At 34.5% G+C, this 24,707-nt stretch carries 21 protein-coding genes and 2 pseudogenes; 8 read left to right on the forward strand and 15 right to left on the reverse strand.

From position 1 onward, the window contains the following. Window positions 1–42: 42 nt before the first annotated feature. From OOK82_RS05290 to OOK82_RS05300, 3 genes are all read right to left on the reverse strand, one after another. Complete coding sequence (locus OOK82_RS05290; protein WP_264687270.1) at window positions 43–1,230, reverse strand: phosphoglycerate kinase; 1,188 nt, start codon at window positions 1,228–1,230, stop codon at window positions 43–45. A 79-nt stretch (window positions 1,231–1,309) separates the two neighbouring features. Further along, window positions 1,310–2,587, reverse strand: a complete 1,278-nt coding sequence (gene glyA / locus OOK82_RS05295; protein ID WP_264686822.1) for a serine hydroxymethyltransferase — start codon at window positions 2,585–2,587, stop codon at window positions 1,310–1,312. Next, a complete protein-coding gene (locus tag OOK82_RS05300; protein WP_264686821.1) occupies window positions 2,559–3,794 on the reverse strand; it encodes an MFS transporter in 1,236 nt (411 codons plus the stop codon). The genes glyA and OOK82_RS05300 overlap by 29 nt, the downstream gene beginning before the upstream one ends. A 388-nt stretch (window positions 3,795–4,182) precedes the next feature. Between OOK82_RS05300 and OOK82_RS05305 the strand changes: the two genes are divergently transcribed. After that, window positions 4,183–4,695 carry a hypothetical protein gene (locus tag OOK82_RS05305; RefSeq protein ID WP_264686820.1) on the forward strand — a complete coding sequence of 171 codons (513 nt, stop codon included), beginning with the start codon at window positions 4,183–4,185 and terminating at the stop codon, window positions 4,693–4,695. 16 nt (window positions 4,696–4,711) lie between these two features. On the opposite strand, the gene OOK82_RS05310 is transcribed toward OOK82_RS05305, so the two are convergent. From OOK82_RS05310 to hemE, 3 genes are all read right to left on the reverse strand, one after another. Beyond that, window positions 4,712–5,029: a DMT family transporter gene (locus OOK82_RS05310; RefSeq protein WP_010403511.1), complete on the reverse strand. Its 318-nt coding sequence runs from the start codon at window positions 5,027–5,029 to the stop codon at window positions 4,712–4,714. Window positions 5,030–5,077: 48 nt separating this feature from the next. After that, window positions 5,078–6,271 carry a pyridoxal phosphate-dependent aminotransferase gene (locus tag OOK82_RS05315; RefSeq protein WP_264686819.1) on the reverse strand — a complete coding sequence of 398 codons (1,194 nt, stop codon included), beginning with the start codon at window positions 6,269–6,271 and terminating at the stop codon, window positions 5,078–5,080. 254 nt (window positions 6,272–6,525) lie between these two features. Continuing rightward, on the reverse strand, window positions 6,526–7,542 hold the full coding sequence (hemE, locus tag OOK82_RS05320) for a uroporphyrinogen decarboxylase (protein WP_264375167.1): 1,017 nt from the start codon (window positions 7,540–7,542) through the stop codon (window positions 6,526–6,528). 404 nt (window positions 7,543–7,946) lie between these two features. On the opposite strand from hemE, the gene OOK82_RS05325 reads away from it, so the two are divergent. Further along, a complete protein-coding gene (locus tag OOK82_RS05325; protein WP_010403535.1) occupies window positions 7,947–8,765 on the forward strand; it encodes a transporter associated domain-containing protein in 819 nt (272 codons plus the stop codon). Between the two features lie 239 nt (window positions 8,766–9,004). Here OOK82_RS05325 and OOK82_RS05330 read toward each other — a convergent pair. The 3 genes and pseudogenes from OOK82_RS05330 to OOK82_RS05340 all read right to left on the reverse strand — a co-directional run bounded on the left by OOK82_RS05330 (window position 9,005) and on the right by OOK82_RS05340 (window position 11,205). Then, a pseudogene (locus tag OOK82_RS05330) lies at window positions 9,005–10,196 on the reverse strand (IS256 family transposase). Window positions 10,197–10,441: 245 nt separating this feature from the next. Next, complete coding sequence (gene mlaD / locus OOK82_RS05335) at window positions 10,442–10,897, reverse strand: outer membrane lipid asymmetry maintenance protein MlaD (protein ID WP_010404199.1); 456 nt, start codon at window positions 10,895–10,897, stop codon at window positions 10,442–10,444. Window positions 10,898–10,899: 2 nt separating this feature from the next. Further along, window positions 10,900–11,205 carry an NADH-ubiquinone oxidoreductase subunit NDUFA12 family protein gene (locus tag OOK82_RS05340; RefSeq protein WP_264686816.1) on the reverse strand — a complete coding sequence of 102 codons (306 nt, stop codon included), beginning with the start codon at window positions 11,203–11,205 and terminating at the stop codon, window positions 10,900–10,902. A gap of 64 nt (window positions 11,206–11,269) precedes the next feature. Here OOK82_RS05340 and OOK82_RS05345 point away from each other — a divergent pair, with 64 nt between their 5' ends. Both OOK82_RS05345 and rodA read left to right on the forward strand, forming a co-directional pair. Further along, complete coding sequence (locus OOK82_RS05345) at window positions 11,270–12,718, forward strand: proton-conducting transporter transmembrane domain-containing protein (RefSeq protein WP_264686815.1); 1,449 nt, start codon at window positions 11,270–11,272, stop codon at window positions 12,716–12,718. A 45-nt stretch (window positions 12,719–12,763) separates the two neighbouring features. After that, window positions 12,764–13,867, forward strand: a complete 1,104-nt coding sequence (rodA, locus tag OOK82_RS05350) for a rod shape-determining protein RodA (RefSeq protein ID WP_319803560.1) — start codon at window positions 12,764–12,766, stop codon at window positions 13,865–13,867. Window positions 13,868–13,915: 48 nt separating this feature from the next. On the opposite strand, the gene OOK82_RS05355 is transcribed toward rodA, so the two are convergent. From OOK82_RS05355 to terL, 3 genes and pseudogenes are all read right to left on the reverse strand, one after another. Further along, complete coding sequence (locus OOK82_RS05355) at window positions 13,916–15,157, reverse strand: IscS subfamily cysteine desulfurase (RefSeq protein ID WP_264376078.1); 1,242 nt, start codon at window positions 15,155–15,157, stop codon at window positions 13,916–13,918. 170 nt (window positions 15,158–15,327) lie between these two features. Further along, the gene (locus tag OOK82_RS05360) at window positions 15,328–16,242 is read right to left on the reverse strand and encodes an ankyrin repeat domain-containing protein (RefSeq protein ID WP_264704540.1); all 915 of its coding nucleotides are present in this window, start codon (window positions 16,240–16,242) and stop codon (window positions 15,328–15,330) included. A gap of 119 nt (window positions 16,243–16,361) precedes the next feature. Further along, window positions 16,362–17,796 (reverse strand): annotated as a pseudogene (gene terL / locus OOK82_RS05365) (phage terminase large subunit). Between the two features lie 346 nt (window positions 17,797–18,142). Between terL and map the strand changes: the two are divergent. Next, the gene (map, locus tag OOK82_RS05370) at window positions 18,143–18,925 is read left to right on the forward strand and encodes a type I methionyl aminopeptidase (protein ID WP_010403864.1); all 783 of its coding nucleotides are present in this window, start codon (window positions 18,143–18,145) and stop codon (window positions 18,923–18,925) included. 30 nt (window positions 18,926–18,955) lie between these two features. Here map and OOK82_RS05375 read toward each other — a convergent pair whose 3' ends face one another. Then, window positions 18,956–20,167, reverse strand: a complete 1,212-nt coding sequence (locus tag OOK82_RS05375; protein WP_264686814.1) for an MFS transporter — start codon at window positions 20,165–20,167, stop codon at window positions 18,956–18,958. A gap of 205 nt (window positions 20,168–20,372) precedes the next feature. Here OOK82_RS05375 and rsmH point away from each other — a divergent pair, with 205 nt between their 5' ends. Beyond that, entirely contained in the window at window positions 20,373–21,257 is an 885-nt protein-coding gene (gene rsmH / locus OOK82_RS05380; protein ID WP_264704541.1) for a 16S rRNA (cytosine(1402)-N(4))-methyltransferase RsmH, read from the forward strand. A 326-nt stretch (window positions 21,258–21,583) separates the two neighbouring features. On the opposite strand, the gene OOK82_RS05385 is transcribed toward rsmH, so the two are convergent. Next, the gene (locus OOK82_RS05385) at window positions 21,584–21,883 is read right to left on the reverse strand and encodes an ETC complex I subunit (RefSeq protein WP_064085624.1); all 300 of its coding nucleotides are present in this window, start codon (window positions 21,881–21,883) and stop codon (window positions 21,584–21,586) included. A 142-nt stretch (window positions 21,884–22,025) separates the two neighbouring features. Here OOK82_RS05385 and OOK82_RS05390 point away from each other — a divergent pair, with 142 nt between their 5' ends. Further along, complete coding sequence (locus OOK82_RS05390; RefSeq protein WP_264686812.1) at window positions 22,026–22,637, forward strand: 50S ribosomal protein L25/general stress protein Ctc; 612 nt, start codon at window positions 22,026–22,028, stop codon at window positions 22,635–22,637. After that, window positions 22,637–23,191, forward strand: coding sequence for an aminoacyl-tRNA hydrolase (gene pth, locus OOK82_RS05395; protein WP_264686811.1), 555 nt, complete (start codon window positions 22,637–22,639; stop codon window positions 23,189–23,191). Before OOK82_RS05390 ends, pth begins: the two co-directional genes overlap by 1 nt. Before the next feature lie 377 nt (window positions 23,192–23,568). Here the strand turns inward: pth and recA are convergent, their stop codons facing one another. Further along, entirely contained in the window at window positions 23,569–24,636 is a 1,068-nt protein-coding gene (gene recA / locus OOK82_RS05400) for a recombinase RecA (protein WP_264686810.1), read from the reverse strand. Window positions 24,637–24,707 lie beyond the last annotated feature (71 nt).

Consider the following 24,707-nt stretch of genomic DNA (forward strand, 5'->3'; position numbering starts at 1 on the left):
TTCATAAAGAAGCTAGGTTATAAGCAACAACTTAAAAAAGTTTTAATCTAATGTTGATCGCAGTCCTGGCATCTCATCACCACTTAGCCAACTTAAAAACGCTCCCCCACCAGTTGAAATATATGTAAAATCTTTATCGGCAAGACCTGCAGTATTTATTGCAGATAGACTATCTCCTCCTCCTATTACACTGGTTAATTTTCCTTCGTGTGTCAAATCACTTACTACTCTCATCACCTCTACTGTACCATTTGCAAAAGCTGAATGTTCAAAAACACCAATAGGTCCGTTCCACAGCAGAGTTTTACTGCTTGCTATTATACCGCTTATTGTGCTTAAAGTTTGAGGTCCGATATCTAAAATTATATCATCATCCAAAACGGATTCGGTTTTTCTTAAAACGCCAGTGCTATAATCAGAATTTACTGCAACCAAAACGTCTTCTGGCACAACTATTTTGCAATTGTTTTTATTTGCCGTCTCAACAATATCGTGCAGAAGATCATCAACGCCATTTTGAAAAAAAGACTTGCCTATATTAACTTTATTAAATAACAAAAAATTATTAGCAATTGCGCCGCCCAGAATAAGGTAATCAACCTTTTCTGCTAGCTTTATAAGCATTTTTATTTTAGTTGATATTTTAGCTCCACCAACTATCGCAGTAATAGGTTTAGCGTCAAACGATATAGCTTGCTCAAGATACTTTAGCTCATCTTGCAAGCAAAATCCTGCATAAGAAGGTAAAAATTCCGTAATGCGTGAAATAGAAGCGTGAGCTCTGTGAGAGCAAGAAAACGCATCATTTATATATATATCTGCTAGAGATGCTAATTGTTTAGCAAAATTTGAATCATTCTGCTCTTCTTCTTTATAAAACCTCAGATTCTCTAGTAATATTATATCTCCTCCATCCATCGCATTTATTGCTCTTTGTACTCTCTCACCAATACAATCATCAATAAATTTCACTTCTTTGCTTAGCAGCCGCGATAAAGTTTCAACTACGTTTTTTAGCGATAAGTTACTGTCTTTGGCTTTTGGACGCCCAAAATGTGAGATAACAATAACTTTTGCACCCGCATTTGCCAAATACTGAATGGTAGGTAGCGCTCTCAAAATACGAGTGGCATCACAAATTCTTCCATTTTTTATAGGAACATTGAAGTCAACCCTGAGCAGAACATTTTTATTGTGAAAATCACAACTCTCTATGCTAGGTACATTTATCATAAAATTAAAGAGCTATAAAATCACTATACAATAGTTTAATCCAAAGTAAAGGAAGGAAATTCCAATGCTAAATAAATTAATAAATAGGAAAATTACTACAAATACTTTCAACTTTATTTTTCACTGCTTTTTCAACATCAGGGCTATTTCCATCAATTAATCCCTGAATTATTTCATTTATCAGATCAGCTATCTCTTTAAAATCTTTTTTCTCAAGTCCGCGTGTTGTCTCAGCAGCGGTACCAAAACGGAGCCCTGAAGTAATGGTTGGTTTTTCTGTGTCAAATGGCACGGAGTTTTTATTGCAGGTAATGCCAGCTCTTTCAAGGCTATTCACAACGTCTTTTCCAGTCAATTTCCGTGATCTTAAATCAACTAGCACTATATGAGAGTCAGTGCCACCGGTTATAATGTTCAGCCCATGCCCTTGCAGCGCTTGAGCTAACACTTTCGCATTTTCCACAACTTTTTTACTATAAGTTTTAAACTCTGGCGCTAATGCTTCCTTAAATGCAACAGCTTTTGCAGCTATCACATGCATAAGTGGCCCACCTTGCAATCCTGGAAAAACTGCAGACTGAATTTTTTTATGTAACGCTTCATCATTTGTCATTACCACTCCACCACGAGGACCACGTAGAGTCTTGTGAGTTGTAGAAGTTATAATATGCGCATATTTGGCAGGTGATGGGTAACAACCTGCAGCAATAAGCCCTGAATAGTGAGCAATATCTGCAAGCAGATATGCACCAACTTTATTCGCAATTTCACGAAAGCGCTCGAAATCTATTTTTCTTGGATAAGCAGAAGCACCAGCAATAATTAATTTTGGTTTATGCTCCAGCGCTAGCCTTTCCACCTCATCCATATCAAGCAGGTAAGTGTCTCTATTAACTGTATACTGAATCGACTTAAACCACTTACCAGAAAGGTTTGGTGCTGCACCATGAGTTAAATGTCCACCGCAGTTCAGTGACAATCCAAGTATTGTATCACCCGGAGCAAGCAGTGAAGCAAACACTGCTTGATTTGCCTGAGAACCAGAATGAGGTTGAACATTTGCAAATTTAACACCAAATAGCTTACAAAGCCTTTCTATAGCCAGATTTTCAACTTCATCTACATACTCACAGCCACAGTAATATCTTTTACCAGGATAACCTTCTGCATATTTATTAGTCAGAAAAGAACCCTGTACTTCCATCACTGCTTTACTTGCAAAATTCTCCGATGCAATCAATTGCAACTGCGATCTTTGACGCTGCAGTTCCTTCTCTATAGAGAGATAAACTTCATTATCAAAAGACTTTAAATTATTTTCAGAGTTACAAATCCTTTCTGAAGCAATTGTCATAAGACCTTTTCCTTAACCACATAAATCCAAAAACAGCCAAAAGCAGACATACAGGAATAATTGATATTGCTTTTACCAGCAAATCAGTACCATACAAAGGATTTCCTTGTATTACCGTTCCATTCCAACATAAGTCTATTATTTTTGCAATTCCAGTATGAAAAAAATAGCCAAAAACCATAACTATCATGTTTGATACAGCTGTGGCCAAGCCTACCAAGTTATTGTTTACATAACTTATTGCCTTGTAAATAGTAATTACCTGATACCCAGATGCAAAGCCGATAACAAGAAGTGTAGGTAATGCAATATATAAACCGCCAACTTGTGTAAAAAGCAAAAGAAAGCTAGCGATCATTGCAAAAGAACACGCAATAATCACCTCGTAATGTTTGTCTGGATACTTCTCCAGTAAATAAGCGAGAAAGAATGATCCAGCCCCCATGCCTATGAACATGAGAGAGGAAAGTGAAGATGCCAAATCTCCGGTCATTTGATATGCTTCACATAAGAACGCTTTTGCCCAACCATCAGCAAAACCTTCTAGTGGCCCAACCATCAAGCCCCCAAAAAAGCTGATTAGAATGATATGTTTATTGAAAAGTACAGTTTTTAAATCTTGAAGTATGTTGTCATTTCTACTCTCCTCTATGTTAGAATTTGGCGTTATTAAGAATAAAAGTAGGGCGAGCAAGCAACCAAACGCTGAGAAAGTGTATATAACATAATTCCAACCAAATTTATTGAGCAAGAAGTCTAGAGGTAATCCACCATAAATAGCTCCCAGTAACCCTATTATTATAGATAAGCTAGCCATCCTTGCTGATTTTTCTTGTGAAAAATACATGCTTGCAACTTTGAAAAGCCCAATTGCTGAAGCAGATGACCCAACTCCAACAATCATTCTACCAAGTATTGAGTAATACCACTCATCAAAGCATATTAGTGGTAATGTCCCAGTAAACGTTAAGACAATACATGCAGGCAAAACAAACTTTGGCCCAAATCTATCAAGGGCAAGACCAACAGGTATGTGAGCAAGCGTATAGCCTATATAATATAGCCCACCAAATTGACCAACATCTGTAATACTTATGTTAAATTTCGTTATTAATTCAGGCGCGATTATATTTGGAATTACACGTAATATATACTGGTATGCATAAAATAGTGATGCTAGCAACCATATGAAAAAGTTTCTCTGCAATCCTAATATTACCTAAAAAACAGAATTATAGGTATTTTATCAGCAAGGAGCAACACTTTTGTAAATAGCTACTCTAATCCGAGTATCTTTCTTAAAAGAGACCTTTTAGCATATCTATAACTGGTTCATGGATAAGGTATATGAAAAAAATTATACCACAGATGATAAGGATTTTTATAATTTTACCCTTGTTCATCTTAAGCTTTATTTTTTTTACTATAAGTTTTAGTTTTGTTACAAAATTCATTTTACTTACGCTTTTATTTCGTGATACCGATTATACTTTAAATAATATAATTTTTAATGAAATTCAGTATCAGAAACGCTGTAGTTAACTAAATATTAACCTTTTTGTGTGTAAAATATAATATAAAAGCAAGGTGAGTGAATGAACATAGGTACAATAGACAATACGCTACAAAACTACATAACAAAATACATTGAACAAACATTTGCCGCACACACAGGCAATAGATACGACAAGTTATACAGGGAACTTTTAAGTAGCGCAGAAGAAATAATAAAACTTACTGTAAACGAAGCAAAACAATATGATAAAAGCCTAGAAGAACTACATAACAATTCAATATTTCACGATAAGAAATTTATTCAAGCTGTTGCTAAACACCAGATATTAGAATTTCTGAATACTCATCCAAAGAAGAAAGAAATCGTTGCAGAATTTAAAAATGAACATCATATCAACGAAAGCGATTTAAAAATTTTAAATGAAGGAAAAGATTTAGTGAATAAAATAAACGACATTAACTTAACTCAACAAAATGAGAAAAATGAAATATTGAACATTAGAAAGGTACTTTCTAAATCAATAGGAATGCCCTCTTCGAGAACTGAAAAATCCAAAGCAACTTTAGTAGAAAGTCCTGAGGTGGTAAAATAGACGTACTTAACTTTTCCTAATTGGAAAATACTTTTAATCCTATGATACCCAGCACTACCAAAGCAAGGGAAAATAAACGCCCAAAATTTACTGGGTCATTAAAAAACATTATTCCTATTATCGCTGCACCTATAGAGCCTATACCAGTCCAAACTGCATAAGATGTTCCAAGAGGAATAGACTTCATTGCTAACGATAGCCAGTAAAGACTCACAGAACCGCTAACTAAAATAATTACTACAGGTATAACACGAGTAAAGCCATTGCTATATTTCAGTGCTGTGGTCCATATTATTTCAACCAAACCAGCTAATAGCAAATACACCCAAGCCATAAATCAACTCTATCTTACTGAAATATTATATATAGGAATATTAAAAAGTTAACTTAGCATTTCGCATGCTTTAGTAATACTATCACATCCAATTTCTAATTGTTCCTGAGAGGTTGCATAAGAAATTCTGATAAAATTTTTCAGACCAAATGCAATTCCTGGAACAACAGCAACTAAATGATCTTCTAATAAATATTCGGCAAAATCAAGATCACTATTTATTACTTTACCACTTTTCGTATTCTTACCCAATAAACCTTCACATGAGACAAACAAATAGAATGCACCCTGCGGAATAGATACTGACAATCCTGAAGCAGAATTTAGCTTTTTTACTACAAAATCTCTACGATCCTTAAAGATTTTTGTTCTTTCTTTCAAAAAACTATGATCACCGTTTAACGCTTCAACTGCTGCTGCTTGTGCTATTGAATTTGGGTTAGAAGTACTTTGAGACTGCAGTGTAGAAATAGCTTTTACTATATCACTCCTACCTGCAATATAACCTATTCTCCAGCCAGTCATTGCATAGGCTTTTGATACTCCATTGACCACAAAAACCCTATCGTAAAGCTTTGGCTCAACCTGAGCAATGGTAAAAAACTTTTCATCGTATACTATGTGCTCATAAATATCATCTGTAACAATATTTACATGTGGATATTCAAGCAATACTTGCGCTATGCTTTTCAATTCATCATATGTATAGACAATTCCTGCTGGATTGTTCGGTGAATTAAGAATTAACCATTTAGTTTTCTTAGTTATCTTGCTCTTCAGTAATTCTGGTGTCAGCTTAAAGTTTTGCTTGCACTCTACAACAACTGGCAGTCCGCCAAAAAGATTTACCATATCAACATACGAAACCCAATAAGGAGCTGGTATTATAGCCTCATCTCCAGGGTCAATTGTTGCCATAAATAAGTTGAATAACACCTGCTTAGCGCCTGCGCCGACACAAATTTGGTTCAGTGTATATTCTAGATTGTTATCCCTTTTTAACTTATTGATTATCGCCTCTTTAAGCTCATGCGTTCCATCAACAGCAGTATATTTAGTTTTGCCTTCATTTATCGATTGAATAGCTGCCTTTTTTATATGATCTGGAGTGTCAAAATCCGGCTCTCCCGCAGCTAAAACGCAAATTTTCTTTCCTTCGCTTTTTAATCTGTTTGCCTTATCGGTCACAGCAATTGTAGGCGACGGTTTTATCAGAGACATCCTCTTTGCAAGGTCTGACATAATCTCACTAAAGTTAAATAAAAATGATAAACTCTACACAACAAAAAAGCTAGAAATTTTATTATTTTACATAAAGGTTGGTATTTTTGTATTCTTAAATATAGATATTAAAAAGCTTAATAAATTGAAAAAGGCAAATAAATCCCTGTATAGCGAGTTTTAATAATGTAAATTGGCACTGTAATAATGTGCTAACGCTTAAAGTAAGAGCGATTTGGCTGACCACCCTCATAAAGGCTTTTCATACAAGAGTTTTAGTAGTTTCTTACTAGGTCCACTAATGCAGCAATATTTTCAACCGGAGTATCAGGAAGCACTCCATGTCCAAGATTAAATATAAAAGGTAACCCTCTAAAACAATCTATTATACGCTTTGCTTCTTCAATTGCTTCTGACTTATTGTAGGCCAAAAGACTAGGATTAAGGTTCCCTTGCAGAGGAATTTTTAGATTTTCTTTCGCCCATTCTATTGGAACATTATAATCTATACTTACTGCAGATACGCCTGTTTGTTCGCAGTAATCTGTATAAAGATTTTCAGCAGAGCGCGGAAAACCTATTATTGGAAAATTGGGAAATCTACTCTTTATTGCCGAAACAATTTCCTTTGTTGGCTTGATGATGTATCTTTCAAACAGTTTTTCCTTCAATACACCAGCATTGCTGTCAAATAACTGAATAACATCTGCTCCAAACTCTATCTGTTTGATCAGATAAATAATTGTCGCTTTCGTTATTTTGTTTATTATTTCCTCTAGTGCCAATGGACAGAAATTTAGCACCTTGGAAAAAGTTTTACTACCACCGCCCTCTATGATGTATGAACCTACCGTCCACGGCCCTCCAGCAAAGCCTATAAGCGATTTTTCTTCTGGCAACTGGCTTCTTACTTCTTTTATAGCATTTAGGATTGGTAATGTGTTAGATTCAATTCCTTGTAGACTCTTCAAGTCTTTAGCACTTTCTATAGGTCTTATTATTGGACCCACACCTCGAATAAAATTTACATTACAGCCTAAAATGTCAGCTATTATCAAAATATCAGAAAAAATTATCGCTGCATCCATGTTGAACCTTCTTATTGGTTGTAACGTTAACTCTGTTACCAAATCTGTGCTATAACATATCTCCATGAAATTATTCATGTTTTCCACTGCCTTCCGATACTCAGGAAGAGACCTACCAGCCTGACGCATTAACCAAATAGGAACTTTTTCATCTGACTCGTTCTGGCTGATGATTCTTGCTATTTTTGCTTTACTTCTTTTCAATCTACTTTATCTACTTTTTATTTAAACTAAAGTATAACAGTAGTAGTAGTTCTATCAATAAATTGTTATTAACTTAAAATTCAGTAAAAATTAGTATTACTTAGCTTGTGGATAAATATGTTAATAACTTCTCTATACTATTGATTTTCCTTTATGATTTATGTGTATAAGTAAGATGTCTAGAATGTTAGTAATTTTCTTTTATGGAAAAAAGCTTTACTATCATGGATTGTTATATAATTATGTATATGTCATTGAAAAAATTGTTGATCAATTGTTAGTATTTTATGTCAAAAAATAATTCACAAATTAATTTGACATTATTCACATGCTTATTAAACATTTAATAACAGTTTTCTTGATAGACCTTATCTAAAGATATTTTCACCATTAAAGGGAATAAATTGAATAAGAAAAGAACTTTAGTAGAAAAAATAGCATACAGAATTTTTCTCTTTCTCTTCAACAAAACTTCTGTGTTAAAAAAATGTGCGACTGAGTCATTAATGGGTGATCTGTCAGGTCTTGACATACTTAATAGTCTATTAAAATTCCGTGATTGTAGTATCATGGATATAATGACTCCACGTAAGGAGATATGTGCAGTAGACATTGAATCGAGCAAGGATGAGGTAATAAAGAAGGTGAAAAACACTTACCATGCTAAGATACCAACTTATATGAATAACTTTGACAACATAATAGGCTTTTTTTACGTAAAAGATATCATTTTCAATAAGAATAAAGATTTTAATCTGAGGAATATTATAAAAAATGTAATATTTGTCCCAGCCTCAATGAAAGCAACAAATCTTTTTGTTAAAATGAAATCTTCCAAGTCATATTTAGCTATTGTACTGGATGAATATGGCGGAACTGATGGTTTAATTTCGATAAATGATCTTATAGAAGAATTGATACCAAATATTGATAACGAGAATGAGGTAAATTCAGAACACACCATTACTGAATTATCTCAAAATAAGTTTGAAATATCGGCAAGGGCCCTTATAAAGGATATAGAGGAAAATCTAAAAATAGAGTTGTGTGAATCTGAAGAGCATTATGCCACACTTAGTGGTTTGGTTCTTTCAATTGCTGGTAAGGTACCTTCTGTAGATGAAGTTATAAGATATAAAAATGGTATAAAATTTATCATCAAGGATGCAAATGAACGATACATTAACAAAATAATACTAGACTTAAGTGATTACAAAAATTAAATTCAATATTTTTTAGTGAAAGGTACTTTATCTTGGAAGTAGGGGACATAGTAGCCAGGTATACAATTTAAACAATTTCTTAATATACAAAAGTTTGTAGTTCTATACGTTACTGTTTGATAATTAAGGTGGGAATAGTTTTATTGGTACAAAGTTATAAAAATTAGTTGTTTAAATATTTTTAGCGATCTGTAACTTTCAAAAAGGGAGTGTTAAATAAACTGTGTCAAACCGCATTTTTAATTCAACTCAATTTTTAACCTACAAGAAAAAAAGATATCAAGTTGAGAGATAGTTAAAGCCCAATCATGTATAGGCATAGCCCATTTTTCTCTTACCTTTTTTATAGCACAATATACCTGTTCATACAAGGCATTTGTGCTAGTAAATGAGCCCTTAGTTTTAGTAAATTTTCTGATCTGTCTATGTAGTCCCTCAATAGGATTTGTGGTATAAATTAACTTTCTTACAGGGCCAGAATATTTTAAATAACTAGACAAATTTTCCCAATTATTCTGCCAAAACCAACGGATATTTTTCTCCCCATTTTTCCTCTAGCTCAAGCAAATAATTTTCGGCAATTTCTCTACTTGCAGCACGGTATATTTTTTTCAAATCATTCATGAAAATTTTCACATCTTTGCTCGATGCATATTTCAGTGAATTTCTTATCTGATGTACAATACATAGTTGTATTTCTGCTTTAGGAAATACACTGTTTATTGCTTTAGGAAAGCTTTTTAGCCCATCTACACATACAATCAGGATATCTTCTACTCCTTTCTCTTTTAAGTCATTTAACATCCCTAGCCAAAAGTTAGCTCCCTCACTTTCTGCTATATAAAAGCCTAAAACTTCTTTCCTTTCATTCTGCTAATATATTCTACATATATTTACTTACGCAATGCCCGTCTTCTTTGACCTTAAAAAACCATAAACACTATTGGATACACTGATTGCAGTGGACGACTACGCCACTCATTTATTACAGGCAATAATTTATCAGTAATACTTGATATCTCCGCTACAGATATTTTATATCTCTTCTACATGCGACTCTATATCTCTATATACCATGCCACTGGCATATGTACTTAAAACCTTTGCTTCAAGTTCGGTTGTTTGCCTTTTTCTGACTACTTGTGGCTCAAAGCTTCCTTCCCTATCTCTTGGTGTCAATAACTCAAATGAACCTGCACTTGTCCGTAAAGTCTTTGAATTTCTTCAATTTCTTCGATTATTTTCTTCGCTTTTAGCCGACAAGTGATTTTTTATTTCACCTTCCAGAATCGCTTCCAGTAGCCTTTTTACAAACGGTGTTAATGCACCATCTCTTTCCGTCAATGGTCTTCCTTCTCGTATAGACGATAAGATATTTGTTTCTAATTCTTTATAGTCTACCAAACCGGTAGTTCTGTTTGCTTGACTGATTGTCAAACCTCCATTTTTTGTTTCTATTTTATTTTTACTTCTCGGTTTGACACAGTTTATTTAACACTTCCCTAAGTACGTAAGAAAAAACACTCCTATACTGAAAGTACAAGCATTTGTTGAGATTATTAGGAATGTAAAACCTAGCAGAAATCTTGATAATTCAAACGCTGAACAACTTCAAGCTATTGATAGAAAAATCCCTTAATTGTACATAGGCCAAGTTGGCTTATGTGTTCTTATTCTCACTTTGTAAACATGCCAATAATTTTATCCATTATTCCGCCCATATTTGCTTCAGCTTGAGTGTGTGCTATCTTACCACCGTGTGAAATTAATTTGGGATCTGCGCCAGGTGATATATTAACAAATTTACTACCAACAACTCCACTGCTAGTGATTAGGGCTGAGCTATCAACTGGGAGTTTTATATCCCTACTTATACACATGTCGATTCGTGCTATGTAGGTAGCTTTGTCGAGTGATACACCAGTTATGCTTCCGACTTCCACACCAGAGATCTTGACACTATCACCAACTCCTACACCGTTAGCATCAGTAAAAAGGCCATGTATTTTATAACAATCCTTATAGTTTTTCTTTATGTAAGATAATTTATCAATAGCGAAGAAGATAAGAAAAACAGTAAAAATTAATACAAATGAACCAGCAGTTATTTCAAGTATATTTGACCTTCGCATCTTTAGTTATTAGGATTCCAGCTTTCATAGTAATTTTTCACCTTTTGGTTTGGGTAGTATGCATCTTTTGTACCTGTTAAATTAGGAATTTTTCTTTTGTTATTATTCACTGGTACTGCATTATCAGTATAATGCAGCCATATATGCCATGCTGGAGGAATTGTTGTAGGCTCAGAAACATTGTCATATATTACCCATCTTTTTCCTTTACTTGATTCATAGTAAGAATTTCCGTTTTCGTCCCTTCCTATAAGTTTACCTTTTCTCCTTAATAAGTTTGTTACTGCATTATAAATTTTAGATAACATAAAGGTATTAAAACAAAAAGTATTATATATACTAATACTTTAACGATGTATTAACAACAGTTTAATGCAATTACCAATTCTACAAGTTATTATACCAATAATTGCATCGATGTTCTGCTTTCTTACCAGGAAACATAGGGTGTCCTGGTTTATCTCTTTTTTTACAACGGCAGCTACTTTCTTTATTTCATTAATGTTGCTAGTGAAAACATACAATGGTGAAATTATAACTTATTATCTTGGAGATTGGGCTCCTCCATACGGAATAGAGTTGAGAATCGACATATTGAACTCCTTGATTCTAACTTTGGTGAATTTTATAGCGCTGATTAGTGTGCTTTATAGCTTTCATATTAATGAAAAAGAGATTAGCAAAAACAAAATCATTGGTTTTTATTCTCTATTTTTACTGTGCTTGAGTGGATTACTCGGAATTTTAGTAACAAACGATATATTCAACCTTTATGTCTTTTTAGAAATTTCATCTCTTTCTTCTTATGTTTTAGTTTCAATGGGAAGGGATAAGAAAGCTTTAGTTGCAGCATTTGAATACCTCATTAGTGGTACTGTAGGAGCAACATTTTACTTGTTTGGCATCGGCCTTTTATATTCTATGACCGGAACGCTCAACATGTCTGACATGGCTGAAAGAATAGTACCATTATACGATAATAACATCATAAGACTTGGTACATTATTCATTTTTGTTGGTCTCTCAATCAAAATGGCACTGTTTCCACTCAGTAAATGGCTAGTTAATGCGTATAGTGAAGCACCAAGCTTCATTAGCGTATTCTTTTCAGGTACAGTAACCAAAGTGATGATATATGTTTTTATCAGAATCTTTTACAATGTTTTTCAGCAAAATTTTTTCTTACCACTGCATAATGTGATAATTATCCTCGCACTTTGCGCTATTGTATTTGGATCAATATCTGCAATAATCGAAAAAGATATAAAAAGACTGTTTGCTCACTCCAGTATCAGTCAGATTGGCTATATACTTTTAATGCTGGGTTTAAATTCAAAATCAGGTTTGTTTTCAGCAGTTCTTCACATAGTAAATCATAGCATGATAAAAACGTCTTTATTCATGGTTGCAGGGTGTATTTCTTATAAATTTGGTATGACAAAGATAGAAAATTTGTCAGGACTAAAAAAGTCAATGCCCTATACAACACTCGCATTTACTCTACTTAGTTTAGCATTAATCGGTGTACCCTTGACAAATGGCTTTGTAAGTAAGTGTTATATGATGCAAGCAATTCTTGAATCTCATGCATGGATTTCCCTTGCAGTTTTTGCTGCTGGCTCTTTTCTTGCACTAATATATATGTGGAGGGTGGTAGAGAAAATGTATTTTGAAAATAGCGCAGCATCAAACACTGAAATGACACTTAATGAGGTACCATTACTTATGCTCTTTTGTCTATTATTTATGGCAATTTTAACGATAATAACTGGGATATATAGTAGTCCAATTCGTTTGGTAATTAATAAATTTGCTTTTTGATTTTCTTATGTTTTATTGTATCTAAAAGTCTGTAAAGTTTTCGCTGTGGATAAGCTGAAGAAGATTCACTTATTATTAGTCATGAACGTAATAGCTCTGTTTTGCGTTGGCATTGTTGTTCAATATTCTTCTGCTGGAGGAAAGTGGGCTCCATTTGCAATTTACCAATTGGTCATATTCTCTTTCTTCCTTTTGCTTGCTATAGCTATGTCATTTATAGAGCTAGATTTTTATTTGAAGCACGCTTATTTTTTTTACATAGCAGCAGTAATTGCGCTGTTAGCAGTAAATTTTTTTGGCTCGCATATAATGGGTGCAACGAGATGGATAAGAATTGGGTCAATTAGTTTACAACCATCAGAATTTGTAAAAGTGGGCTTAATACTTGCACTTGCTCGTTATTTTAATAAACAAAGTGTGTATAAAATGATGAAATTTCAAAGTTTATTTAAGCCACTTATAATTATTTTCTTACCTGTATTCCTTGTATTGAAGCAACCTAATTTAGGAACAGCTGTAATAATATTGTTTATAGGAGCATCAATTATATTCACAGCAATAATGGAAAGACCTCATTTAATAATTTTTGGAACGCTTGGCATTTTCGCAATACCAGCTATTTGGCCTTTTTTGCGCCCTTATCACAAGCAAAGGATATTATCATTTTTGGATTCATCAGTAGATCCACTTGGAATAGGTTATAATGCACAGCAATCTCAAATAGCTATTGGTTCAGGAGGTTTGTTTGGTAAGGGGTTTGTTAATGGGAGTCAAACTCAACTTGGATTTTTGCCAGAGAAACGCACAGATTTTGCTTTTGCGGTACTTAGTGAGGAATGGGGGTTCTTAGGCAGCATGGCTTTGATTTTACTCTATACCACATTGCTTGCTATAATATTCTCCATTGCTTACAGGTCAAAAAATTACTTTTCTAAGTTAATATCTATCGGGGTTTTCGCCTTTTTTGGTGCTCATTTCTTTATAAACATTGGAATGACAATAGGCCTATTACCTATAATAGGTGACCCACTTCCATTTCTATCCTATGGCGGAAGCACAACTGCTGCGAGCTTAATATGTATAGGATTGCTACTTAGTTCCGTGACATCTACAAAGGACTTAAAGCTAAGTTTCCGATTTCACCCATAGAAAGAGCTTAGACAACCATCACTCTGCTAATGGTTAACGTCTTATTTTTCAATGAGAGTCCCATTTTACGGTGCTTAAATCTATTCCCTCTTCTACCATTTCCAAAAGTGGGCTCATCTCTCTTAGCCGTCCAACATTTTTAGTAACAAGATCTGCCGCGTATAGAACTTCATCTTTAGTTGTAAATCGGCCAAGGCCAAATCTAATTGATGAATGCTCAAGATCGTGGCCATTGTTTAGTGATCTTATGACATAAGAAGGTTCAAGAGATGCGGATGTGCATGCAGAACCAGAGCTTACTGCTAAATCCTTGATTGCCATGATAAGAGACTCACCCTCAACATAAGGAAAACTTAAGTTAAGGTTACCTGGAATCTTATTTTCGTAATCACCATTTAAAACAACATCAGGAAATGCCTCTTTTATTTTGTTGTACAAAATATCTCTCAACTCTTCTAATTTGCTTGCTTCTATTTCCATTTCTTCTTTAGCGATACGTGCCGCTTCACCAAAACCAACTGCAAGGGGAGTAGGAACTGTTCCAGAGCGCATGCCTCTCTCCTGTCCACCACCACTAATTAGTGGCGTCAACCTAACACGAGGATTTTTTCTACGGACATATAATGCACCTATTCCCATAGGTCCATAAATTTTATGGCTAGAAAGGCTCATAAGATCAATGTTCATTTCATTTACGTCTATTGGAACTTTTCCAAAGCTTTGAGCAGCGTCTGTATGAAAAAATATATTATGCTTTCTACATATTGCACCAATTTCTTTGACAGGTTGCATTACTCCGATTTCATTATTTGCCATCATCACTGAAATCAGAATTGTTTTATCAGTGATTGCCTCCTCAAGTTTCAACAAATCTATAATTCCGTTTTGCTTAACGGACAAATATGTAACTTTAAAGCCTTCATTTTCTAGATGTCGACAAGAATCTAAAACGCACTTATGCTCCGTGCAGACAGTTATTATATGATTCCCCTTATTCTTATAAAAATGAGCAACACCCTTGATAGCCATGTTATTTGATTCGGTTGCACCCGAGGTAAAGACGATTTCTTTGTTGTCTGCATTCACTAAATCAGCAATGTGCTTCCTTGCTTTTTCTACTGCTTCCTCAGCTGTCCAACCAAATGAATGGCTACGAGAGTGTGCATTACTAAACTCACCAAAATAAGGTATCATCACCTCTAAAACACGAGGATCTACTTTAGTAGTAGATTGATAATCGAGAAATATTGGTAATTTTATTTTAGCATTGCGTATTTTTTCCATATTCATAGTCAGGTTTCAGCATAGAAGTTACAATATTTAGTAGCACTAAATCTTAATTTTTTCAAGATATAATCTTGCCTAAACGAAAGTTGTCAGCGCTCTCTTCTACGTTATTCCAGTTCTCCTGTAATGTCATTTCCTATGATCAGTGTTTATGCAGCTAGGTCGAATACGCGCTAGGTAACCCTATTAGTGCTAGCAGCTTCTTGACGCCTATCCATTAAGACTGCTACTCCATCAACTTTAGTACTGGGCTTTAACATCATATATGTAGCACCACCAACTGCTAGTGCTACTGCTATAACTGCAACCACTGCTATAGCTATAGGTATTGCAATTGTTTCAATTGCAAAAAGTACCGCTGCTATAGCAGTGCCTAATAATGCAGTTTTTACAGCGGTAGCAATCCCTTTATTAAATGCTTTCACAAAAGAACGTCCTCCTGCCTTTAATAGAACTTCTACGTTTTGACCCTTGGCATAATCTAAAGGGGTCATTCCATGTGTATTTACTGCATTAACATTTGCTCCTTTTTCGAGTAAAACATCTACTGTCTCTTTGTGACAATAAGAAACAGCATAATGTAAAGGAGTTCCATACAAATGTTGCGCATCAACATTTGCTCCTGCTTGGAGTAAAACCTCTACTATCTCTTTGTGATCTTTATGAACAGCATTGTGTAATGGGGTAAACCCATGTTCATTCCTTTCATCAATTTTAATTCCTTCGATCTTTAATAGAGCTTCTACTGTTCCTATATGGCCATGTTTAGCTGCTAAATTTAATACAGGAGTCCAACCTTTTCCACTCTTATCGCTAATGTTTGATCCTGATGATATTAGAGCATCCAACACATTTGCATAGCCTGCCTCAGCAGCTATCCTTGATAACGTAAACTTTAAATATTTAGGATGATCTGAGGTAAATTCATGATTTATATCGAATTTCTCATCAATCCACTCTTTATGTAAATCTTGATCCTTCCTCTCTAGTTCTTCTTGTATTTTCTCAATTATGTTATCTTTATTAAAATCTTGCTTATCGTTAATTACATTCAATACTTTTTTCAGTGTTTCATATCCTTTTGCCATAACTTTACCTTTAAACTAGAATAAAATATCTAACTATTACATATTATACTAGAAAATAAATATTTATTTTAAATGAGCTTATAATCGAAATTGTGGGTAGCAAATTATTACCTCTTGGATCACAATGTTCGTATAGCTGCAACCCTGAAGCTACTATCTCTCATCCACTGAAGGTATTGCACAGCGCTATCTACTTGATCGTCGTGGCGGGTTTCTGGAAACATTAAAATCTCATACTCAAAATCGCTGAGCCATACTGCTTGGTGTGGCAGAAAAACCTTGCCAGATTCTATTATCGGAACAATCTGGTGGAATCGAGCAAGTTTGCCACCGTGTGGCACTATCCCGATAATAGGTATTGCCTTGAGCTCTTGAATCAATTGCTGACCGCTTGTTTTTGCTTCGATTAAAATTGCGTGTGGCTTCCATCTTGCAGCTAGTGATAGAACTTGTTCTTTAAGTTTTGGATACTCAAGCTTTGCACGGTACACATCGAGTAAATAAAACTTATTATTCACCTTTGTCCAGGTGGTGCAGACACTAAAGCCGCTAGAATCTTTTGTTGAAACAGCAGTGTCCCAGCTCTGAGTTATATGTGAGAGATTGTCAGGAAAATTTCTATAGCGTTTCAACCATTCTTGCTTAATTATACCACTTGAAAGTGGCAGAGGATTTTGTTGATATTGAGCAGCAAAAGCGTAACTCCCAAGTTCAGCCTTTATCATTTCAATTTCTCCTACATCTAGGGGATATAGCAGCTGACCTTCCTTTTTTAAGTATAAAATCCTTGAAGATGTAGCGCCTGTTGAGCTTTTGCACTCATTTGTAGTTACTCGAATAATAGGAACAGGAGAAGGGAGAATTGATCTTTTGATTGAATAGATAATTTCCTTATTTTCAGAAATCATCGGTAAACAAACATGATGCCATATATTTATCGGTTTGGAGAGAAGATGCCCAGTTAAATCCTCCCGATGTAGTCTGTGCATCACAACAACGATAACTCCTTTTTTCCTGTCATTGAGCCTAGTTACTAAAGTCTGATCAAACCAATTTGTAGCACGTTTTCTAAACGTTTCACTCAAAGCTTGAGAGGAACTCAGTGGATCATCCACAACGATAAAATCACCACCTTCACCAGTTAATGTTCCACCAACAGATGTTGCAATCCTACATCCTCTCTGCACTGTTTGAAATTTATATTTAGTGTTCTGGTCTTTACATAGCTCTACCTCTGGAAATAGCGCTCTATACCAACTAGACTGCATTACGCACCTGGTGTCGAGCGAATGCTTTTCGCTAAGCCGCTGAGAATAGCTTGCAACTATTATTCTTGCAGTTGGCTGATTACCGAGTATCCATGCGGGCCATGCAACACTCACGCACATAGACTTCATTGAGCGCGGAGGGCATATTGAATATTATTCGCTTCACTGTGCCAGTACCTGCTGCTTCAAGCCTGTCTGCTATGATTTTTATATAATGATAATTGTTATACTCACACCCCGGCATTACCGTTTGAAAGCATAGTTCGATAAATTTTAAAAAGTTCATGTTAGTCTCCTATAGTGTTAGTGGAATTTACTTTATGGTGGTGTCAGCCTCTTTGGTTTCATCTCAGCGTCCTTTTTCTTGTCATCCAAGTAGCCCTTTCCTTGTCATTCCAGTGCTTGACACTGGAATCTAGTTTCACCTTATGATGGTGTTATTCAAGTAGCCTCTATCCAAGTGCCCCTTTGGTGTCATCAGAGTAGCTGACACTGGGATGACAGGAAAAAAAGGCATTCTGATGACACTATTTTTTGTACTTTTGCATTCAATATTCGTACAATTATGTGTCAAGCAGTGGAATGACATTATCTACTATGCAAGATGTGAATTATAATAAGAAATGGAAGATATGAACATAACTATACATTCACAAGAAGACTTTGACTTTATGCGTAAAGCTGGCAGGCTTGCAGCTGAAACCCTTGATTTTATTGCACCATACGTCAAAGTAGGCGTAACAACTAATGAATTAAATGATCTATGTCATGATTTTATAATCAATGCAGGTGCAATTCCAGCACCACTGAATTATAAGGGATATCCGAAATCAATTTGTACTTCGAAAAATGCTGTTGTATGTCATGGTATTCCTGATGATAAACCTCTTAAAGATGGAGATATTTTAAATATTGACGTTACAGTGATTTTAAATGGCTGGTATGGTGATACAAGTCGCATGTTTTGGACCGGTAAACCCTCAATAAAAGCAAAGCGTTTGTGTAATGCTGCCTACAATGCGCTAATGGAAGCGATAAAACAAGTTAAGCCCGGCAATAAGTTAAATGAAATAGGATTTGCTATAGAAAAATATATTGAAGATTTTGGATATTCTATCGTACGCAATTATTGTGGACATGGCATAGGAAAGGTTTTTCATGCTCCACCAAATGTTGTACATTTTTATGATGAAGGTGAGGATCTTATCTTAAAAGAAGGCATGTTTTTTACGGTAGAACCAATGATCAATGCTGGAAAACATGAAACTCTGCTCAGCAAGCTAGATGGCTGGACAGTGACAACACGTGATCTTTCACTTTCTGCACAGTTTGAGCATACGCTTGGAGTCACAAAAGATGGAGTTGAAATATTTACACTATCACCTAAAAATTGGCATTTTCCACCTTATGATTAGATTTTTTAAACACTTGGTTTTTGAAAAAACCTAACTCTTAACTTGTGATATAGCAACTAACCCAATTAGTGCACAGAAAATCATGTAAAAACTTGCTAAAGTTCCTTGTCCTGTAACTTTGATAATAGTTGTGCATATAAATGGTGCAAGACCACCAAAAAATCCCGAAGCTATATTTCTTGATAAACCAAATCCACTGTATCGTACCTTTATTGGGAATAATTCGCACATAAACGCGCTAACAGGACCAAGAGAAGCAGCTATTGGGATTATAAAAAGAACGTGCGCCATTATGGTGAGCAAATTATTACCACTTAGTATCATTGAAAAAACTGGATAACTTACTACTATAAAAGTTACAAATGCAAATTTCATGACTCTTTCTCTCCCTACCTTATCAGAAAGTATTGCAAATAGTATAGTCAATCCTCCAAGTGCAACCTGATTCAATATTTCTACTGCGTGATTAAAGTGAGTGTTTATTGTTGATGCAAGTACATTAAAAAACACTAAATATATGTAAAGAGATGCATTTTCAACTATGTCAACTCCAACTGATATTAAAAAAGGTTTTTTATAGCCGTTTAATAGTTCTTTTAACGGTAATTCATGTGGCTTTTCCTGCTTTTTATATTCTGGGCTTTCATCGAGTATATATCTCATATATATACTGATTAATCCTATTACAAAACTGAAAATAAAAGGCAATCTCCATCCCCAAGATTCAAAATCGGATACTTTTTTGCATATAAGCACCACTATAAGACTTAATATTGAGCCAAGAATTGCGCTCAATACTTCAATACTGCCAAAGAATCCTCTTTTATTTTTAGGAGCATGCTCTATTAAAAATGGGGCATTTCCTGCCTCTCCTCCAAGAGATATACCCTGCAATAATCTTAAACATACCACCAGTACTGATGCGAGTACCCCAATGTTCTGATAGCCTGGAACAAATGCAATAAGTACGGTTGATAGAGTCATCAATATGATAGAGAGAAATAGAGCAATCCTTCTTCCATATTTATCGCCAATGTGGCCAAATATAGCAGCACCAATTGGTCTTATTAAGAAACCCACTGCAAACACTCCAAAAGCTTTAAGTATGCTGACTAATTTGTCGTCTGATGGAAAAAACACATCTCCGATTATGCTTATTAGATGGCTGAAAAGCATGTGATCATACCACAACAAAGTGTTACAAATTAAACTTGATAGTATTACTTTTGTTATTTGTTGCACGAAACCTTCCGTAATTTGTTTGATATTATAGTAATATTACTTACTTTTTCAAACGTGAATTATGTAAATGTTATATTAATAATATTATCTTATTAAATTTTTATATCGTTGATTATATTTAAATATTCTTATACTATACCTATATATTTCCATATATTTTTTGGCGAGAAAGTTATTTTAATTTAAGTGCACAAAGTCTCTTGATATGACACATACTCCAGTTTTGTTAAAAGAGATGCTATTTCAATTAGCACCACACAGTGGTGGCATATATGTAGATGCTACATTTGGGGCTGGAGGATATAGCAAAGCAATATTGGAATCCGCTGATTGCAAAGTGTATGCAATTGATAGGGATGAAACAGTTACGAAATTTTATGATGATCTGAACGTTAAATACCCTGATAGAATAAATCTATTTATTGAGAAATTTAGTAATATTAAAAATTTATTAGATAGTAATAATATTAAAGGTATCAATGGAATAGTTTTCGACGTTGGAGTTTCATCTATGCAGCTTGATAATGGAGATAGAGGATTCTCATTTCTACGTGATGGCCCACTTAACATGAGCATGGATAACTATTCTCATATGAATGCTTCGACGTTTGTTAACGCTTTACGTGAAGAAGAGATTGCGAACACTATATATAATTATGGGGGTGAGCGTCATTCTCGTAAAATCGCAAGAGCGATAGTAAATGCGCGGAAGAAGAAAATTATCAAAACTACATTTGAACTTGCGGATATTGTACGTTCTGTAGTGTTTCGTGGAAAAAGCAAGATTGACCCTGCAACTAGGACATTTCAGGCAATCAGAATATGGGTAAATGATGAGCTAGGAGAGCTTGAAAAGGGTATTAAAGCTGCATCTGAGATTTTAAGTGAAAACGGCAAATTAATTGTAGTTACCTTTCATTCTCTAGAAGATCGTATAGTTAAAACCCTTTTTAAAGATTTGTGTGAACCAGGACCTACCAAGACATTCTCCCTTTTAAACAAAAAAGTGATTAAAGCAAGTGCGGAAGAAATAAATGCAAATCCGCGTGCGCGTTCAGCAAAATTAAGAGCTATACAGAGGTTATCATGAGGACCTTTCGTGCCATTTCAATAATTATGTTTTTCTTCAGCATTGTAGGATTATTTAAGGTAAAATTATATGTCCAATCACTAAATAAATAGCTAACACAAATAAAGCGTGAAATTAATTTAGTGCAAAGCAACATAAAAGTTCTTCAAGCAGAATGAAGTTATTTGAGTAATCCAAAAAAACTTGCAGTCTTACGGAGAAATACCTAAAAAATAACTCTTTGATACTAGCTAGCCAGGTTCGACTATCTAAATGACCTTAGTGTGTTAGCAAAATCATAGTAACGATTAGGTTTAGGTTTTTAGATAAACACACTACGATAAAACTTACTTTGATACGAAATTATTTGCATAAGATTTTGGCAGTCTTTTAACATCTTTTGGCATTTCAATTGTGTACTTTGTGTTGTGTTTCTTTGCGTAAGATATTGCTTTTTCAAGAGAATCAAACTTTAATACAATCTGTTTTTGGGGATCTTTTGAGCCAACCCATCCCATCAAAGGTTCAATATAGTAAGAACAAGGCTCAATTTTTAGGTACCAGAATTTTGTATTACCTAAGCCAGATTGTGTTGCAGTTTTTGTTGGCTTATAAATCTTAAAAACTACTTGATCGTTAATACTCATAGCTCTTACTACGTAATCTTAAGTATATATCTAAATAAATTTTTCCACAAAGAATTAGTGTGAAAGAATGAAGTTTGAAATAAATATTTTTATGTTATATTATTAAATTATATAAAAAGGATTAGCTGAATAGGAGTAATCGATGGCACAGCAAGAAATGGTAACAATTAATGCAGAGTTACGTGATGTAAAAAAAAAGAAAGCGATTCAGGTTCTGAGGGAGAAGGGAAGTATACCTGCAGTTATATATGGTAAAGGGCATGATAACGTAAATTTGACATTGTCTGCAAAGGAATTTACTAAACAATATAAATCAGGTGCTCTTTCTGCACATTTAATAGAACTAGATATTTCAGGGAAAAAAGAATATGCTCTTGTTCGTGATATTCAATGGCATGTAGTAAAGGATACTGTGCAACATGTTGATTTTCAGTTTGTTGATAAAGGTAGTGAAATTAAAATAGATATACCTTTATCATTCATCAATGAAAGTAAATCACCAGGAATCAAATTAGGTGGAGTGCTTAATGTTTTGTGTCGTTCTATTACTGTCAAATGCTCTCCTGAGAAAATACCTCAAGTCATAGAAATTGATTTGTCTGGCAAAATGATTGGTCAGTCTATACATATCAATGATGTAAAATTGCCAGAAGGTGTTAAATTTGTAGCTCATGAGGAAGAAAATTTCACCATTGTAACAATCTCTGCTGCTGATAGTGATGTTGAAGAGCCTCAAACAAAAACAGAGGAGTAGTGCATTTAATAGCTGGGCTTGGTAATCCTGGTAGTAAATATGAATTAACTCACCATAATATTGGCTTCATAGTTATTGACGCAATTCACAAATATTGGAATTTTCAGTCATTTTCTAATAAAGCTGATTACTTGATAACCTCTGGCATAATTAATAATAATAAAATCATGCTGATAAAACCTTATTCATTTATGAATAATTCAGGTATTCCTGTTGCAAAAATAAAAAATTTTTACAAATTACCGCTAGACAATATTGTTGTCATACATGATGATGCTGACTTGAAATTTGGAAGAATAAAAGTAAAAAAAGGTGGTAGTTCTGCTGGACACAATGGACTTAAGTCTATAGATAGCTTTATTGGTAACGATTATTGGCGTTTGAGATTTGGAGTAGGTAGGCCTGAAAATCGGAAAAGCTTAGCAGATTATGTATTATCAAAATTTGAAAATTTTGATAATGTTATCCTCTTAGTGGAAAAAATAGCAAAAAATATACACCTAATGCTACAAGGAGATATCGCAGCTTTTATCAACTCAGTTGGGAGAGTGTGAAATATAGCAATTGAACAGGACATCCTATTCAATATAAAACTTGTATCCGTTCAGCAGGGTAGCAAAATAAGATAGACAAAAATATAGGAACAAATAGTCAGTGTGCAAACACACAGCTATACGAACATTGTGACAATTTGCGTAACAAATGGTGTCATCCCAGTGCTTGACACTGGGATCCAATTTTTCATTTAAGCTCATTAATTTAGCATAAGCTTACCGAATTAGTTTGCCTGTGAATTTTCTTAGATCCCAGTGTCAAGCACTGGGATGACACCAAAAGGGCTACTTAGGCGACAAGAAAAGAAGCACTGATTTCAACATTTGCACATTATCCATGCATCTGAATGGATACTAAAACTTCACCCTAATCTAGATTAGAATACTGATTCTTCTAGAAGTTGTTCACGCTCCTCTTCTATTGCAATAGAGTTATCGTGATTTTTAAATAAATCTCTGATTTTTGTTTCTATTTCATTTGCAATTTCTTTGTTTGCCTTGAGGTAACTTTTTACATTTTCTCTTCCTTGGCCAAGACGCGTATTGTTATATGAATAATAAGCACCTGCCTTTTCAAGCACACCAAGCTTTGCTCCTATATCTATTATTTCTCCAAATTTTGATATGCCTTCATTGTACATTATATCGAATTTTGCTTCTCTAAATGGAGGAGCAACTTTATTTTTTACAACTTTAACTCTTGTTTCATTACCCGTAATATTCTCTTTATCCTTTATCGCACCAACTTTTCTTATATCAAGTCTTATAGAAGTATAGAATTTTAACGCATTTCCACCAGTGGTAGTTTCAGGATTTCCATATACTACTCCTATTTTCATACGAATTTGGTTGATAAATATCAATATACAGTTTGCTTTTGAAACTACAGAAGTTAGTTTCCTGAGTCCATGGCTTAGAAGCCTTGCTTGCAATCCCATGTGCTGATCGCCCATATCCCCTTCAATTTCAGCTCTTGGAGTTAGTGCTGCAACAGAATCAATAACTATTACATCAACTGCACTAGAACACACTAAATACTCAACAATATGCAACGCCTGCTCTCCAGTGTCTGGTTGTGAAATTACCAAATCATCAGTTTTCACTCCAAGTTTACGAGCATATATAACATCCAGTGCGTGTTCCGCATCGATAAATGCACATAAACCTCCTTTTTTCTGTGCTTCAGCAATTACATGCAAAGCAAGGGTAGTTTTACCAGAACTCTCAGGGCCAAATATCTCAATTATACGTCCTTTTGGCAATCCCCCAACACCCAGAGCTGAATCAAGTGCAATCGACCCTGTAGATATCGTGTCTATTTTTTCTACAGGGTTTTGCTTTAGCTTCATTATTGCACCTTTACCGAATGCTTTTTCAATTTGACTTATTGCATTATCTAGTGCTTTTTGCTTATCATTATTTCTTTCTTCTGGATTATGTGCCATGGATCATTTATTAACTTGTATAGTCTCCATGGTAATTGAACGCAACCAATCTGCCAAGGGTTTTTTAATAA

The sequence above is a fragment of the Wolbachia endosymbiont (group B) of Apotomis betuletana genome (assembly GCF_947250475.1).
Lineage (GTDB): Bacteria > Pseudomonadota > Alphaproteobacteria > Rickettsiales > Anaplasmataceae > Wolbachia.